Annotated in this window: 14 protein-coding genes; 8 read left to right on the plus strand and 6 right to left on the minus strand. The window is 51.8% G+C overall.

The genetic code is table 11. From position 1 onward, the window contains the following. Positions 1 to 145: 145 nt before the first annotated feature. Positions 146 to 1,834 (minus strand): 2-isopropylmalate synthase, encoded by a 1,689-nt coding sequence (gene leuA / locus ACXAFR_RS25830; protein WP_475182694.1) that lies wholly within the window; start codon positions 1,832 to 1,834, stop codon positions 146 to 148. A gap of 252 nt (positions 1,835 to 2,086) precedes the next feature. On the opposite strand from leuA, the gene ACXAFR_RS25835 reads away from it, so the two are divergent. The 4 genes from ACXAFR_RS25835 (at position 2,087) to ACXAFR_RS25850 (ending at position 4,746) form a co-directional block, all read left to right on the plus strand. After that, positions 2,087 to 2,548, plus strand: a complete 462-nt coding sequence (locus tag ACXAFR_RS25835) for an Lrp/AsnC family transcriptional regulator (RefSeq protein ID WP_475182695.1) — start codon at positions 2,087 to 2,089, stop codon at positions 2,546 to 2,548. A 103-nt stretch (positions 2,549 to 2,651) separates the two neighbouring features. Further along, positions 2,652 to 3,404, plus strand: coding sequence for a type I methionyl aminopeptidase (gene map / locus ACXAFR_RS25840; protein WP_475182698.1), 753 nt, complete (start codon positions 2,652 to 2,654; stop codon positions 3,402 to 3,404). A 253-nt stretch (positions 3,405 to 3,657) separates the two neighbouring features. Beyond that, positions 3,658 to 3,813, plus strand: a complete 156-nt coding sequence (locus tag ACXAFR_RS25845; RefSeq protein WP_475182702.1) for a hypothetical protein — start codon at positions 3,658 to 3,660, stop codon at positions 3,811 to 3,813. Positions 3,814 to 3,972: 159 nt separating this feature from the next. Continuing rightward, a complete protein-coding gene (locus ACXAFR_RS25850) occupies positions 3,973 to 4,746 on the plus strand; it encodes an alpha/beta fold hydrolase (RefSeq protein WP_475182703.1) in 774 nt (257 codons plus the stop codon). A gap of 12 nt (positions 4,747 to 4,758) precedes the next feature. On the opposite strand, the gene ACXAFR_RS25855 is transcribed toward ACXAFR_RS25850, so the two are convergent. From ACXAFR_RS25855 to ACXAFR_RS25865, 3 genes are all read right to left on the minus strand, one after another. Further along, positions 4,759 to 5,907 (minus strand): MalY/PatB family protein, encoded by a 1,149-nt coding sequence (locus ACXAFR_RS25855; RefSeq protein WP_475182706.1) that lies wholly within the window; start codon positions 5,905 to 5,907, stop codon positions 4,759 to 4,761. 54 nt (positions 5,908 to 5,961) lie between these two features. Continuing rightward, a complete protein-coding gene (locus tag ACXAFR_RS25860) occupies positions 5,962 to 6,831 on the minus strand; it encodes an AEC family transporter (protein ID WP_475182707.1) in 870 nt (289 codons plus the stop codon). A gap of 219 nt (positions 6,832 to 7,050) precedes the next feature. Beyond that, entirely contained in the window at positions 7,051 to 8,025 is a 975-nt protein-coding gene (locus ACXAFR_RS25865) for an endonuclease/exonuclease/phosphatase family protein (protein WP_475182709.1), read from the minus strand. Positions 8,026 to 8,336: 311 nt separating this feature from the next. Here ACXAFR_RS25865 and ACXAFR_RS25870 point away from each other — a divergent pair, with 311 nt between their 5' ends. The 4 genes from ACXAFR_RS25870 (at position 8,337) to ACXAFR_RS25885 (ending at position 13,592) form a co-directional block, all read left to right on the plus strand. Further along, the gene (locus ACXAFR_RS25870; RefSeq protein ID WP_475182711.1) at positions 8,337 to 10,028 is read left to right on the plus strand and encodes a M28 family metallopeptidase; all 1,692 of its coding nucleotides are present in this window, start codon (positions 8,337 to 8,339) and stop codon (positions 10,026 to 10,028) included. A gap of 255 nt (positions 10,029 to 10,283) precedes the next feature. After that, positions 10,284 to 10,967 carry a glutathione S-transferase family protein gene (locus ACXAFR_RS25875; protein WP_475182713.1) on the plus strand — a complete coding sequence of 228 codons (684 nt, stop codon included), beginning with the start codon at positions 10,284 to 10,286 and terminating at the stop codon, positions 10,965 to 10,967. Between the two features lie 182 nt (positions 10,968 to 11,149). Next, positions 11,150 to 12,589, plus strand: coding sequence for an MFS transporter (locus ACXAFR_RS25880; RefSeq protein WP_475182714.1), 1,440 nt, complete (start codon positions 11,150 to 11,152; stop codon positions 12,587 to 12,589). 328 nt (positions 12,590 to 12,917) lie between these two features. After that, the gene (locus ACXAFR_RS25885) at positions 12,918 to 13,592 is read left to right on the plus strand and encodes a hypothetical protein (RefSeq protein WP_475182717.1); all 675 of its coding nucleotides are present in this window, start codon (positions 12,918 to 12,920) and stop codon (positions 13,590 to 13,592) included. On the opposite strand, the gene ACXAFR_RS25890 is transcribed toward ACXAFR_RS25885, so the two are convergent. Both ACXAFR_RS25890 and ACXAFR_RS25895 read right to left on the minus strand, forming a co-directional pair. Further along, positions 13,593 to 14,153 carry a flavodoxin gene (locus tag ACXAFR_RS25890; RefSeq protein ID WP_475182719.1) on the minus strand — a complete coding sequence of 187 codons (561 nt, stop codon included), beginning with the start codon at positions 14,151 to 14,153 and terminating at the stop codon, positions 13,593 to 13,595. It lies immediately after the preceding gene. Between the two features lie 232 nt (positions 14,154 to 14,385). Further along, the gene (locus ACXAFR_RS25895; protein WP_475182721.1) at positions 14,386 to 14,904 is read right to left on the minus strand and encodes a YiiD C-terminal domain-containing protein; all 519 of its coding nucleotides are present in this window, start codon (positions 14,902 to 14,904) and stop codon (positions 14,386 to 14,388) included. Between the last annotated feature and the right edge of the window lie 291 nt (positions 14,905 to 15,195).

A 15,195-nucleotide genomic window follows, 5' to 3' on the forward strand; every position in this document is an offset into this window, starting at 1 on the left:
GCTGGCGGCTCTGTAACACCGCCGCTGACAACAACGACAAAGAACCTCTATCTTCCCGGACTGCACTCAGTGTTGTCCGGGCTTTTTATTTAGCTAGGTTACTGCGGACTTAGAATATCAGTCTCACCAACTGGCCATGCCTTGCCTAACCCGCATTAGCAGCAACACGATCGTCCTGTTGCGACAAATGGCGGTTGAGCCCACTGAAGACGGCTCGAATCGCGGCACTCACAATATTCTCATGAATCCCCACACCAAAAATCGCTGTGCTGCCGTCTATTTGCATTTCAATGTAACAAGCCGCTTCAACCGAAGAACCGGTTCCTATCGCATGTTCATGATAATCGACAATCTTAATATCACCACCGATCGCATTGAGTGCGGCATCCAGTGTGCCTTTACCAATGCCATTGAAAGATCTCAGTTGACCGGCATAAGGTAATTGAATCTGTACTTCCGTCGCGCCATCATCCCCTCGCGTATGGCTCAGGATATCGGCCTTTTCAAAATCGTAGGGGCCGTTAACTTGCACATAGGCGTCATCAAACAACGAACGAATATCTTCGCTGGTCGCCTCACGACCGACGTCATCGGTGAATCGTTTGATGACCCGACTGAACTCAATTTGTAAACGTCTTGGCAATTCAAGTCCGTAGCTCTGCTGCAAAACAAAGGCAACGCCGCCCTTACCGGATTGACTGTTGACCCGAACCACCGCGTCATAGCCACGATTGAGATCGGCTGGATCAATCGGCAGATAGGGAACCTCCCAAAGCCCTTCAGGTTGCAACTGAGCGAAGCCTTTCTTGATCGCATCTTGATGGGAGCCCGAAAACGCGGTAAAGACCAATTCACCAGCATAGGGGTGACGGGGATGAACCGGGATTTGGTTACACTCCTCCACGGTGCGACGAATAGACTCAATGTGCGACAAGTCCAATTGGGGATGAATCCCCTGGGTATAGAGGTTTAACGCCAAGGTCACCAAATCCACATTACCGGTACGCTCGCCATTGCCAAACAGGCAACCCTCGACCCGATCAGCTCCGGCCATCATCGCCAATTCCGCCGCTGCAACCGCTGTACCTCGATCATTGTGCGGGTGCACACTGAGAAGAATACTGTCGCGTCGCGCCAAATGTCGGTGCATCCATTCAATCTGATCGGCATAGACATTCGGCGTGGTCATCTCCACAGTAGCAGGCAAGTTGATAATCATTTTTCGCTCGGGCGTCGGCTGCCAAATGGCCGATACGGCATCGCAAACCTGTTTGGCAACGTCGAGCTCCGTTCCGGTAAACACTTCCGGGGAATACTGATAGACCCACTCGGTTTCCGGATAGGCGGACGTATACTGTTGTACCCAACGGGTGCCCTGCTCGGCAATCGCCTGCACGCCGGCAACATCGGTGTTATAGACCAGACGCCGAAATTCTGGCGCGGTGGGATTGTATAAATGCACAATGGCACGACGAGCTCCCACCAAAGACTCAACGGTGCGCTTGATTAAATCTTCTCGCGCCTGCGTCAAAACCTCGATGGTCACATCGGAGGGAATCCGATCTTCTTCGATCAACCGACGAACGAAATTGAAATCCGTGTCTGACGCTGCGGGGAATGCCACTTCGATTTCTTTAAAACCAATCTCTACCAACATCTCGAAATAACGCAGCTTGGTCTCAACCGACATCGGATCGATCAATGACTGATTGCCATCGCGCAGATCGGTACTCATCCAGATGGGCGGCTGAGAAATGGTACGACCCGGCCACTGGCGATCGTCCAAGGCGACAGTGGGAACCGGGCGGTATTTACGGGCGGGGTTGTCGAGCATGATGAAACTCCTAACGTCAGTCGGTTAGGGAACCTGTGATTAATGACCTGCGTTGCCATTGCCGACATTATTCAGGGGTTCCTTAGCGGGTCAATCACGCGTTCCGCTTGGACCTAAAGCGCCTCGAACACAAGATGACCTAAATTGACGACAAGTTTAGGTGAGTTTACGGGAAATTAAATTGCCATTTATGCCCACAAAAAACTAATATAAGCTATATTATTCCAAACGATGGACATTAATTGAAATTATATGGAACTAGATCGCTACGACAGAGCAATCCTAAAGCAGCTGCAACGCAGTGGGCGCATCTCCAACCAGGATTTGGCAGAGGCTGTCAGCCTTTCACCGTCGCCCTGTTTACGGCGGGTCAAACGGCTGGAAGAGGAAGGTTATATTGAGGAATATGTCGCGCGACTTAACGCCCGCAAGCTCGGGCTCAATCTAACAGCCCTACTTCATATCAGCATGGATCGCCACACTCCGGAACGCTTCGAACATTTTGAGCAGGCGATCAGCGAATTTCCCGAAATTCTGGAATGCCACCTGATTACGGGCCAAGACGCGGATTATTTGTTGAAAGTCATGGTCAGAGATATGGACGACTACCAGCAATTTTTGCTGGGAAAGATCACTCGGATCGAAGGCGTGACCGGCGTGCAATCGTCCTTCGTACTCAAATCACCACGAACGACGACCACCCTGCCCGTTTAGGAAAACACCACAACCTGTCGTGTTCAGTCAGCAAATAACAGCGTAACCTAGAACCGAAATCTGACAACCAAAACCATTACAGTACACTGCTTACGGTGTCTTTATGACCATTGAAAATCAAAAAGATATCGACGGCGTTCTTGCCATCGGTCAGATCGTTGCCCGGGTCCGCGATGCGATGCTCGCCGCGGTCGAACCGGGTATGACCACCTTAGAATTGGATAATTTCGGCGCCGATATGCTGGATCAACTGGGTGCCATCTCAGCACCGCGCAGCGTATACGATTTTCCCGGCGCAACCTGTATCAGCATTAATGAAGAAGCCGCCCATGGCATCCCGGGTGATCGCCTTATTCAAGCGGGTGATATCGTTAACATTGATGTATCTGCAGAAATGAATGGCTACTTTGCCGACACTGGAGGCACCACCGTCGTACCGCCTTCTAACGATCTTAAAAACCGACTCTGTCATGCCACACAACTGGCTCTTAAACACGCGATGTCGGCTGCCCGAGCCGGCGCGCCCATTAATGGCATCGGCAAGGCAATTCAGCACACCGCCAAAAGCCATGGCTTTAAAATCATTCGCAATCTCGCCGGGCACGGGGTTGGGCGCGGCCTGCACGAAGAACCTGAAGGCATTGTCAGCTATTGCGATCGACGGGATAAAAGACGCCTTAAAGAAGGACAGGTGATCGCCATAGAACCCTTCTTATCCACCAAAACCACCCTAGTGACCGAAGCCGATGATGGCTGGACACTGATCGGCCATCCAGCCAATCTGTCGGCCCAATTTGAACACACTCTCATCGTCACTCGTGGCGCCCCAATTGTGGCGACCTTGTCGCCATCTTGAGGACTGAATACCGCCGTTACCTTAACTCACTAAAACCCACCGTTTTTACCAGCAATTGATAAAAACGGTTGCACGTCAATTTCTGTTAAGCTAAATATGGGAATAAGATCTGACGCGCCAAGTCGATAGCGGATCGTGCGCCAGCAAACCAACTATAATAACTAGACGTTACGACAAAAACAGAGCGGGTTACCCGCCCGCACGCCAACCTTGGCAAGCTCGAGAATAAAACTAAAAAACCGAGGCAAGCACCATGACAGACAGAAATATGCTGAATTCCGCCGTTAACGCAGATGTTGCCAATGAACGCCAATATCGCGGCTCTGGCATTGACGCCCAAGGTGGCATGGCTCTTATGGCCATCATGATGGGTGTGCTGGGCTTTGCGCTGATCACCTTCGGCGGCTGATCCACGAAAACAACACTTCGCAGTCACAATGAGTCGACGTCGCGCAATATTGGCGCGCGTTACTTAATGATGTCTGCTATTCTGCCGCTACAGTTGAGAAGTAGCCTGTTGTGATTTAACAGCTGGCTTTGTTAATAACAGGCAGTAATAGCGGGTGTTATGCGCGATTTTCAGCTTCACTTCGATGTTAGCCCCAGCAAAGGGGATGCTGTACCTCTAGTGCTTTTTCCTGGGCTCGGCCTCACCGCCGAAACCCTTTCGCCACTGTTGAGCAAATTGACGGGGCCCACGTTGATCAGCGTCGACCCTCCCGGTCTCGGGCGGTCTCGCCTACCCACCTTACCCTACACGTTCAAGTCTCTCGCCGACTATGTCGCCTGGCGTATTCACACTCTTGGGTATACACGGGTTGACGTCTTTGGATACTCCTGGGGCGGCATGCTCGCCCAGGAGCTTGCTCTGCGGCATCCACGTCTGGTGCGCAAAGTCATTCTTGCTGCGACCACCATGGGCATGGTTGCTATCCCCGGCAACCCGGTGGTGCCAATGATCATCAGCAACCCTTTTGCAGCCAACAGTAAGAAAAAAATGATGAAGGTTGCCAACCTTCTCAATGGCGGACACGTGAACAATCCCGGCGTTTTGGTACCGCCACGCCACGCATCAAAGGGACGCGCCGCCGCGGGCCATTACTATCAAATACTGGCGACCAGTCATTGGACCAGCTTCCCCCGCATCATGCGCCTCGATCAACCGGTGCTGCTGCTTTCCGGCGCTCGCGATCCGCTGATTCCCACCGTCAATACGACCTTTATGAAAACCTGCTTGCCACGGGTTCAGACCGTAAATTTTGAATCAGGACACCTGTTCCCCGTGACAGAAGCCAGCGACGTTGCACGGGTGATTTCAGAATTCCGCAGCCAGCCCGACTGAGACCGGTTTGCGTCAGCGATTGCCGAAGGCCTGTTCAAGTCGGCTCACCACGTCTTCTAAGGTTGAGCGTGGGCAGGCAAAGTTAATACGGGCGAATTCCGGGCTACCGAAATCTTTACCCGGTGAGGTGCCAACACCTGCACGCTCAAAAGCGCTCTGAACATCCGCCACACCAAGACCACTGGCATCCACCCAAGCGAGATAAGTCGCCTCCGGCTTGATCATGGCAAGGCCGGGAATCTTGTTGATGGCGCTGTAAAGGTAATCCCGGTTTTCCCTTAAGTAATTGATTAGAGCCTCGTACCAACTGTGGCACTCGGTAAATGCCGCCGCTGTAGCCACCATTCCAACGGAGTTCACCCAGGGCACAATGCCGTTGCAAGCCGCTTGAAAACGCGCTCTGAGCTTCGGGTTGGGAATGATCACAAACGCAGCACTCAAACCCGGGATATTAAAAGTCTTAGCCGCAGACATCAGGGTGAGGCTACGATCTTTCAATTCAGGAAGGCTTGCCGCCGGAATATGGGACACACCCGGCTCTAGAATCAGATCGCCATGGATTTCATCGGAACACAAAACGATATCGTGCTTCTCGCAAACATCGGCGATAAATCGCAGCTCCTCCGATGTCAGAACACTGCCGCAGGGATTCATGGGGTTACAGAGAATAAACAGACTCGGCTTTTGCTGCTGAGCCAGATTGAGCAGTTGTTCCCGATCCAGAACCCAGCGCTCACCCTGCTTCACGGTGGGAATCAAACAACTGTCGAGCTGATGAATGCTTGGCGCTTTTAGAATCGGCGGGTAATTTGGCGTCTGCACCAATACCCGCTCAGACGGTTCACAGAAAGCGCGGCAGGCAATATTAAAAGCTGGCACAACCCCTGGCATCCAAAGGATCCAGTCCGGATCAACTGGCCAATGGTAACGCTTGGACGCCCACTGAGCGATCGCTTCTTTGCCCGGTGTAAACTGGTCTGGAAAAACATACCCGAGGACGCCGTGATCCACCCAGGATTGCACAGCATCTAACAGGGGCTGCGCGCAACGAAAATCCGCATCGGCCACCCATACCGGTAGAACGTCCCTACCGCGATAACGGTTCCACTTCATTGAATGGTGTTGTGTACGGTCAAAGATTTGATTGAAATCTATCGCCATGCAAGCCTCTCCAAGCTCTGAATTCCCATCTGCGAGATGGTTTTCACTCTTCCGTTAAATTAACTGCAGCAGCCTGAGGGTAAACAGTCCCAAGGTCAATGTGATCGGAGCAAAGAGTGTCGACATCACCACGATGCTCGCCGCCAAGCGCGCATTGCCCTTCACCGCCGAAACCATAACATGGCAGGCGATGGCTGCAGGACCACCCAACAACAGAAAGATCACACCCAGCTCTGTACCTCTTACACCAAGAATATAGGCAAGCGTTACTGCCAGCGCCGGAGAAATGATCAATCGCAATAAAACGCCATCAATCAATTCTCGACGCGTTTCTCCGGCACTGTTCAAGCTGATTGCTCCACCGAGACAAATCAACGCAAACGGAATGACGAAATCAGCAAAATGATCGCCGACATCGTGCACGACAGTGGGCAATGGCGTATCCAACATGCCCCACAGCAATCCAGCCAAAATGCCGAGAATCAACGGATTCTTGCCAATATTGCGCAGTACCGACAGCGGGCTGGCGCCACCACCGTGGGTTAAATCAAGTAACACAACCGCGATCACATTGAATAGGAGCGTCCACAAAGCAATGGGTATGGTGGCGATGACCATCCCCTCCCGACCAAAGGCGCTGGCACAAAGCGCCAACCCAATAATCGCCAGATTGGCACGATAGGCTGCTTGAGCGACAATACCTCGATGGCCAAGAGGATAGCCGCGCAAACGCGTCAGTAAAAAAGAACCCGCCACCATGGCGAGAATCGCAAGGGTGCCCGCCGCCAGAAAACGAGAACCATGAAGATCTTCGGGGTGCAGATTTGTGGCCGCCAAAAACAGCACCACTGGCATCCCAACAAAGAAGACAAATTTCTCGCCTCGATGAAAAAAATGGATGCTGGCAGGCCATAGACGGCGCACGATGAGGCCGGAAAAAATCCAGAAAAAAGCAGGTAAGATGGCTTTTACAGAAACAAAGAGTAGTTCAAATAGATTCACGGGGACCAGAGGAAAACACTAACGGCGGCACCTGCCAAGCAGGTGAAGAACAACAACGAAGCGACATTCTACACCTTTGCGGGTTTGGCCGACAGCAGCTTAACAGTCAATGACTTTCGCTCTTTGCCAGAAGCAGAACGACTAGGGAGACAGGATCAGCTCTATCCATGCAGGATCGTGATCACTGCCATCGCCGCCGTAGCGCGTGCGCCGGTCGATAAATCCACCACACAAACCGGCAGCCAACGGTGGGCTTAACCAGATCTGATCCAACAATTGGTATACGGGAGCCGCATCCCCTGCCGGGTTGCGACGATAGGTCCAGACCGGCGTTTTAGGACCAGGCCCTTCCCGCTCCACTTTCGCAGGCCGAGTTTCCTGAGCTGCCGCCAAGCCATTGACCAGTAACTCACTATCCACCGTTAACATCGGCGCCAACCAGGGAGAGTTCGGCGGATCATTCATGTCCCCCAACAACACAAAAGCGCTGCCTTTGCCCTGCTGCTCCGTAAGAATGCGGGAAATGACCTGAGCCTGGCGCTGACGCTGTAAATTCGCCTTTGCTTGCCCTGCTTTCTGATCCTCATAAAATGGCACAAAATGACTTTTTAGGTGTGTGTTATAGACCGTAAACAGCACCGTGCGCCGTTTGCGATCCAGAATCTGCACAGACAACAAGTCACGGCCAAACACTCGACGCCCCATGTCCTTTGGATGTTCTGCGGCCTGCCAGGAAGTGATTGCGCCAAGCGGAAATTTGGACAAGAGTGCGACGTCAATCAAGCGAGGATCATTGCCTTCAATCAACACTTGATAAGGATAGAGTGAATCCAGATAGACACGGTTAAACTCTTTCAGCACTGCCAGGTGCTCTACTTCCTGCAGCGCCAAAACATCCACATCCATCATCCGAATGCGTTCGGCAATGGCTCTGGTTGACTCGGGATCTTTACCACTGACCAAGCGCCCCTGAAAACTTCTCACATTAACTCGATCTGGGCGATCAAACTCGAGCGTAAGCCCGCCCCCACTGTCAGGGATTTCATCGACCTCGCCACTGAAATTGAAACGGGAAAACAGATTATTCAGGTTAAACGTTCCTATGGAAATCTGCATGAGCCTCCCTGTGTGGTGTTTTTTTATTTGCTGGTAAGCCTGTCAGTGAAGCCGACTCCATAGCAAGCCCCTAAACCGCCTTATGCGCCACTATTTGGGGGTTCAGTGCCAAAAGTTGGTGGCTCGGGCTCAGCAATGCGTCAGAGTGCCTGTTTGTTTTCAAGGCAATGAATTCTCAACCTTCGCAGACGGCTCCACACTGTCGTTTGCACTCCCATTCGCGATCGTTGAAGATACGGCAAACAAATCGATTCGTAGGTCCTGCCAACGGATTGTCAGCAACGGTTATCACCAACAATCTAAGGATTTTTATGCCCTTGTTTTTATCCGCTCGATATTGCGTTTTAACGGGCTTACTATCGGCCATCGGGTTCGTTCTGGCCGGCTGCCTAGCAAAAACCTCAGAACCTCAAAAAAACTCATCGGCTGTATCGCACATCTCCTCAGAACGTCTGCTGGAAAATATCAGCACACTGGCGTCTGATGAATTCGGTGGACGACTTCCCGGTACGGAAGGTGAAACAAAAACCACTCAGTTTCTCACAGACTCGTTTAAAGACATTGGCCTTGCGCCCGGCAACCCTAACGGGAGCTACCTGCAGGAAGTCCCCTTAGTCGGTATTACCAGTCAGCCTGAACTGCAGATCATCAGTACCGGCGAAGACATGAATCTCACTTGGCGACAGGACTATGTCGCTACCAGCCCGAGATTCTCAGAAACCGTATCCGTAAAAGATTCGCCACTGGTTTTCGTCGGCTACGGTGTACAGGCCCCTGAATATAATTGGGATGACATAAAGGGTATGGATCTGCGGGGCAAAACCCTGGTTATGCTGATCAACGATCCCGCCATTGTCGACCCGGCCAATCCGGACGAACTTGATCCGACTCAGTTTGGTGGTGAGGCAATGACCTATTACGGACGCTGGACTTACAAATACGAAATGGGCGCAAAACTCGGTGCGGACGCCGTGATCATTGTCCACGAGACAGCACCTGCCGCCTACGGCTGGAATGTTGTTGAAAGCTCGTGGACGGGTGAGGCATTTGAACTCGCCGATGCCAACCAAAATCGCGACCGGGTCCCGCTACAAGCCTGGATAACAAAAGCGCAAGCCACCAAACTGTTTCGGGATTCCGGGTATCTGTTTGAGGATTTAAAACAATTGGCGCTATCCAGGGACTTTCAACCCAAGCCATTGCGAGCAACGTTAAACGCAACCATCCGAAACGACCTGCGCGAAATCACGTCGAATAATGTTATCGGTCTTCTACCCGGCGCAGATCCAGACATGCGTGATGAGTACATTGTCTATTCCGCCCACTGGGACCACCTGGGGACCAATACAGATCTTGAGGGCGATCAGATATACAACGGTGCCGTGGATAACGCTACCGGAGTTGCCGGGCTACTGGAAATGGCCCACGCCTTTCACTCCGCTAATCCACCTTCACCACGCAGCATTGTGTTTCTTGCCGTGACAGCCGAAGAGCAAGGGCTTTTAGGATCCCGCTTCTACGGCGAAAACCCCCTCTACCCACTGAACAAAACACTGGCAAACTTGAACTTGGAAAGCCTGAATGTGTGGGGACCATCGCCGAGTATTGAGGTGATTGGTTATGGACAAAACTCGTTGGAATCCATTCTTAAAGCCAGCGCAACCGTCGCAGGTCAATATGTGGTACCCGATACGGCACCTGAACGTGGACTGTATTATCGGTCAGATCAGTTCAACTTCGCCCGTCAGGGCGTGCCTGCGCTGTTTGCGGGGACTGCCCTGACGATGACAGAATTACCCGGCCCCAGAGGGAAAACTCGGCGAATCGACTATACCGAAAAACACTACCACTCCGTCGATGATGAAGTATCTGAAGATTGGGACCTGCGCGGAGCTGTGCAGGTACTTGAGCGCTATTATGATGTGGGCATGGCGGTGTCTGAAAACCCCCAATACCCCACGTGGTCGCCTCAGTCGGAGTTTCGCTCGATCAGAGAGCGGTAAACCTTACCGTCCTCTCAACAAACTAACCCCTTGCTAATAAACGAAAACGCCGTGTACTGCGGCCGTATGCTGCAAGGATGCAGCATCACGCTTGAGCGGGTGCATTGACGGTGAGTTTGATGCACCGCGTGTTTATTGCAACTTATTCATCCATAAGAGTTGCGGTAATGGAACTGAACGTCCCGTTGTCGCTACCTTTACCCTGTCTGATTGCTGCCTTACTCTGCAAAAAATAAGAACACGCGGAGCAGCGCCATGATCGATCTCTTCTTCTGGCCAACAGGTAACGGCAAGAAAATCACCATCATGCTGGAAGAATGCGGCCTTCCCTATCGCATTCACCCCATCAACATAGGCAAAGGCGACCAGCACCAGCCGGAATTCCTGAAGATTTCGCCCAACAACAAAATGCCGGCCATTATTGATCGCGAGGCGAAGGATGGCCCTTTAGCCATTTTCGAGTCCGGCGCCATCCTCATCTACTTGGCTGAAAAAGCCGGAGCGTTTCTGCCGACAGATCTGTCCAAACGCATGTCAGTTCTACAGTGGCTATTTTGGCAAGTGGGCGGACTCGGGCCGATGGCGGGTCAAGCACACTACTTTTTGCATTACTCATCAACCAAAAATGAAGAGGGAATGGCCCGCTTTCAGCAGGAAGTCGCCCGCCTCTATCGCGTATTGGATAAACAGCTTGCTGACCAGCCGTTTGTTGCCGGCGATTACTCCATCGCCGATATGGCAGCCTGGCCCTGGGTATTTCGACACGACTGGCAGGGCCAGAATCTGGATGATTTTCCCAATGTTCGCCGCTGGTTTGACGAAGTCGCTCAGCGCCCCGCCGTTCAACGAGGCGCCAAGGTCGGCAGTGATATGGCTGACTTGAATAAGCCCATGAGCGAGGCAGACAAACAGCGACTGTTTAATCTGCAAACGGCATAAACACAGCGCCCAAGCAGCCATTGAACGTCAATCATCGCAACGCTCAATGGCGACAGAGGCGTCTTCCAATCGGCGTTACCGACAAAATAGCAAACCACGAACGCGACACCTCACAATGTCAGTCGAATCGGTGCGGAGCGCGCTCAAAAATTCTAACAATAACGTTAATAAGGAATTTACCCATGGCTGGAGCCGTTCCCCATTCGTCCACGCTACCGAATTCGCCGGAGGATCTGCGCGAAGCCAACAGCGGTCAACCCTGGCCGTCGGCAACGGTTGGCTACACAGCGCTCGCCGTAATTATTCTGGCAACCTTCGTCAACTTTTTCGATGCAACCGTGTTTGGCATGTTGGCAGAACGCATCAAAACCAGTTTCGACCTCACGGACGAACAGCTGGGATTTTTAGGGGGGCCAGCGAACGTTATTTTCTATGTTTTTGTCGGCATCCCCCTGGCGCGACTGGCTGATATTTACCCGAGAAAATACGTGCTCTCCGGTGGAATCAGCATCATCGGCATCGTGACAGCCCTCGGTGGACTGGCGCAGACTTTCTGGCAATTTGTCGGCACGAGGATGTTCGTGGGCGCGGGCGGATCGGCCCACGCACCCGCGTCTTATTCATTGCTGGCCGATGCCTTTCCGCCCAAAAAAATCACACGCGCATTCGCCCTTTTGCAGCTGGGCTTTATTGGTGGAACGACGCTCGGGATCTACTTTGGCGGAAAACTCATCGCCCATGTCGCTGATTGGCCAACCATGGAGTGGATGGGACTCACCATTTTTAATTGGCAGTGGATTTTAATTTTTATCGGCCTTCCAGGGATTTTGATCGGTGCTATCTTCCTGTTTATTCGAGAGCCAGAACGTCGACAGCCACCATCCAATGAACCGGTTTTCACACCAGCGTCAGACAATGCTGGAGTCGGCCGTAAGATTCTGACGTTTATGGGCTTAGATGCCGTCCGAGCGATCCACGTAAAAGGCTCTGTGTATTACCCGCTCTTTATTGGTCTGGCGTTAAGCGCATTGGAAACCTACGGCATGCAGTTTTGGCGCACGCCGTTTATGATTCGTACCTATGGTTGGAGCGAAGAACAGATTGGAACAGTCATGGCACCAATGCTGTTGGTTGCATCCCTATGTGGAATCGCACTCGGAGGTTTTTTTGTTGAATGGATGGCCAAGCGCTACAAAGACGCTAACGTGCGTTGCGCTGCAATTCTCTTCGGCCTGGTGACCATCTGTTCCATCGTTGCTCCCATGATGCCTACGGGAGAAATGGCCCTGGGCGTTATGAGTATCGCATCGATGTTCGGCGTTGCTGGCGCAGTTCCCCAAAATGCCGCCATACAGCGTATTGCTCCGCAGAAAATGCGAGGCCAGGTTACCGCCATTTACCTGTTTATGTTTACCTTCTTTGGCGCCTTGGGCAGCCTGGTCATTGGCAGCGTTGCCCAACGAGTGGTTGGTGACCCGCAAGAATTGTGGAAAGCCATTGTGATCACCGCCAGTGTGCTTATGCCGTTGGCCACCTATTGCATGTATCGAGGCATTAAACCCTATCGCGAAGAAATCGAACGTATGGAAGCTGCAGCCGCACAGAGCATCCATCGTCACTAACAGGCGCGGCCAATGGTGGAAGCGCTTGCCATGGTGCAAGCACTTCCACTGACGTCTCCTTTCCCTCTAGAGGGCAATCAAGTTCTTCAATATCCGATATATTGGCTAGGTCGTTCATCTTCATTACAAACCCGCTGAAATGAAAAAACGGCGTGGCAGACCTCAATACAGCAGGGATACGGAGCCGAGTCTTTATTAAGCTATGTACGACTAATAACCGAAGTAGGACGTGATTGTTTCACCAGGATCCATGATCACTGACTCGGGAATGGGTCTGTTTTTTGCAAAAACCGCTCATCAAATACACCCTAATCCTGTGAAGTTTATTATGAGCGAAGAAATTATCGGACTCAGCTACGCCAATCGATTGCAATTGGCAACACAGTGTCGCCATCAGTCCATTCAAGCCTGCCTTGGCAGTCAACTGTCGGCACTAACGACGCTAATGGGGCCCATGTCTGACAGCCCGGAATGGCCTGCAGGCTCGTCCTGGCTCGCGACCCGCCATCGCGGCCTGCCTGCAATTGTCTCAGATGGTTTATCGGATCCCTGGGTAGAGCGGGATCGTCCCCTGAATGGCTTGGGATTAGAAGTTTTTATTGTGGGTGCAGATTTAGATCTTGAAGAAGATTTTCCGCTGGATGCGCTGGCAGATACCTGGCTATTTCCCATGATGGCGGAAATCAGCCATACCCTGGCGAATTACCCTCGTCTGTGTAAAAAGCTTATCGCCGGAGAATCTCTCAGTTTGCATTTTAACATCGAACACATCAAAGATGGCCGCGGCCCAGTCGGAGTCTTATTACACACACCACCGACATTAAAGAGTCAGCTAACGTTAAACGGAACCTCTGCATCACTGATTGCCGCCACCTTGCTGACACAGTCAGAACTGTCACATATCAGTCAGCACGGCGATACGGCACGACAACAGTTACTCAAGGAACTCTACCGACTCGATATCGGCTATCTCTCATTTATGCACAGGCCATCACTGCTATGATCAGGCAACCGCCGTTGAGGACAATTTCTCCAGCAGCGGCTGACGCACTTGCTCCGCCCATTGCTGCAAACGTTCTTCCGTTAGCATGCCCTGGGTGCGCTGATCAATAACCAGCCCGACAAACCGTGAATCCACTAACGCCGCAGAATGTTCAAAGGTGTAGCCTTCGGCCGACCAATCGCCAATCATCTCGGCCCCCAAGCCGGAAAATACTTGATGTAACGCCATCAGTGAACTGCAAAAGCGTTCAGAATAGCGCTCCTGTGCACCAAGCCCAAACATCGCGATACGCTTGCCAGAGAGATCCGGCGCCCCCAAAATGGCCAAAAATTCTTCCCAATTTCGTTCCAGACAACCCGCACTCAATCCGGGGATGTCGCCAACACCATAGCTTGGAGTGCCAAGAATAAAGGCGTCATATTGGAGAAAATCTTCGGCACTGATGCGATTCACATTGATCGGCTTGGCGGCAACATCCGCGCCGAAAATTTTATAGAGTTTCTTGGCAATTAAACGGGTCGTGCCGGTTTCCGTACCAAAGAAGATTCCAATCTGTTTCATGGTGGCTCCCATCCAGGTGTTTGGACAAAGCCATGTTGATGGAAACACGACGAAATGCCCGCGCCCCTGTGGCGAAATCGACAAAATGTTCGAAAACGCCACAGGGTCTTAAAGATCAGAAGCTTTAGAGCAAGTCATGTTCCAAATCGGACTGTGTAAGTTAGCATCCTGCCGTTCGTCTTAGAACGAAATCCGACAACAACAGACCATCGCGCATCCTTGGATATCGACCTTACGCCGGCCGAACATAGTATTGTCCGTTAAATAACGCCGCTTCCTGATGATCCGGGCCACAGACAACCACATCGATACTGACGCGGCTTTTGCCGCAGGTAATTAATTCCCGTAGCATCTTCAGGATCTGCCCTTCGTGCAGCCGTGCTTTCGCGTAGAAGTCATCACCGATTGGCCGCTTGTATTTGGTGGCACTTTCGGCGATCAAAACGTCGTAGCGCTTTTCTTCTTTGTTGAGTAGCAAATTAAGTAAGGACCAACCACAGATTGTGGTCAGGGTGACAATACTGCCACCAAATGCCGTTTCTTTATCATTGATATTTGGACCGAGCGGCATATCCACCCGGAGCGTTCCACGCTCATATTCCGAAAAGGAAACGCCCATGGCATCCAATATGGGAATACGCTCTTTGACCATTTGAGTGAACCTCTCCATGGTCGCCGGTTCAAAAACATCGTCGAAAAATTCATTGAGCGCACTTTCGTGCGATTTGTAGCGGATATCGATGGCTTCCATGACTAACCCTCGTGAGTTGGCATCAATCAATAGCGGTCTTGTGCAACATTGCAATCGAGAATGCTTAGAGAACGTCTGATCAACAATCTGCGTCGCTTTTGCCCACCAAAAACATGAACTGGACTGCCCCATTTACACACTGAGGGCTCCGCGTTTCAGTCATTTTTACGTGGATGAATAGCGTCGCCAATAGGAATCAGAGATCCTTAGTTATTATGGATAGCGCATTTCTAGTGCTCACGAATGAGCACATCTTTAGAATCAGCAATTAGTCTGCCATGAGGCCTTATC

The sequence above is a fragment of the Pseudomaricurvus sp. ABR4_320 genome, from assembly GCF_056159445.1.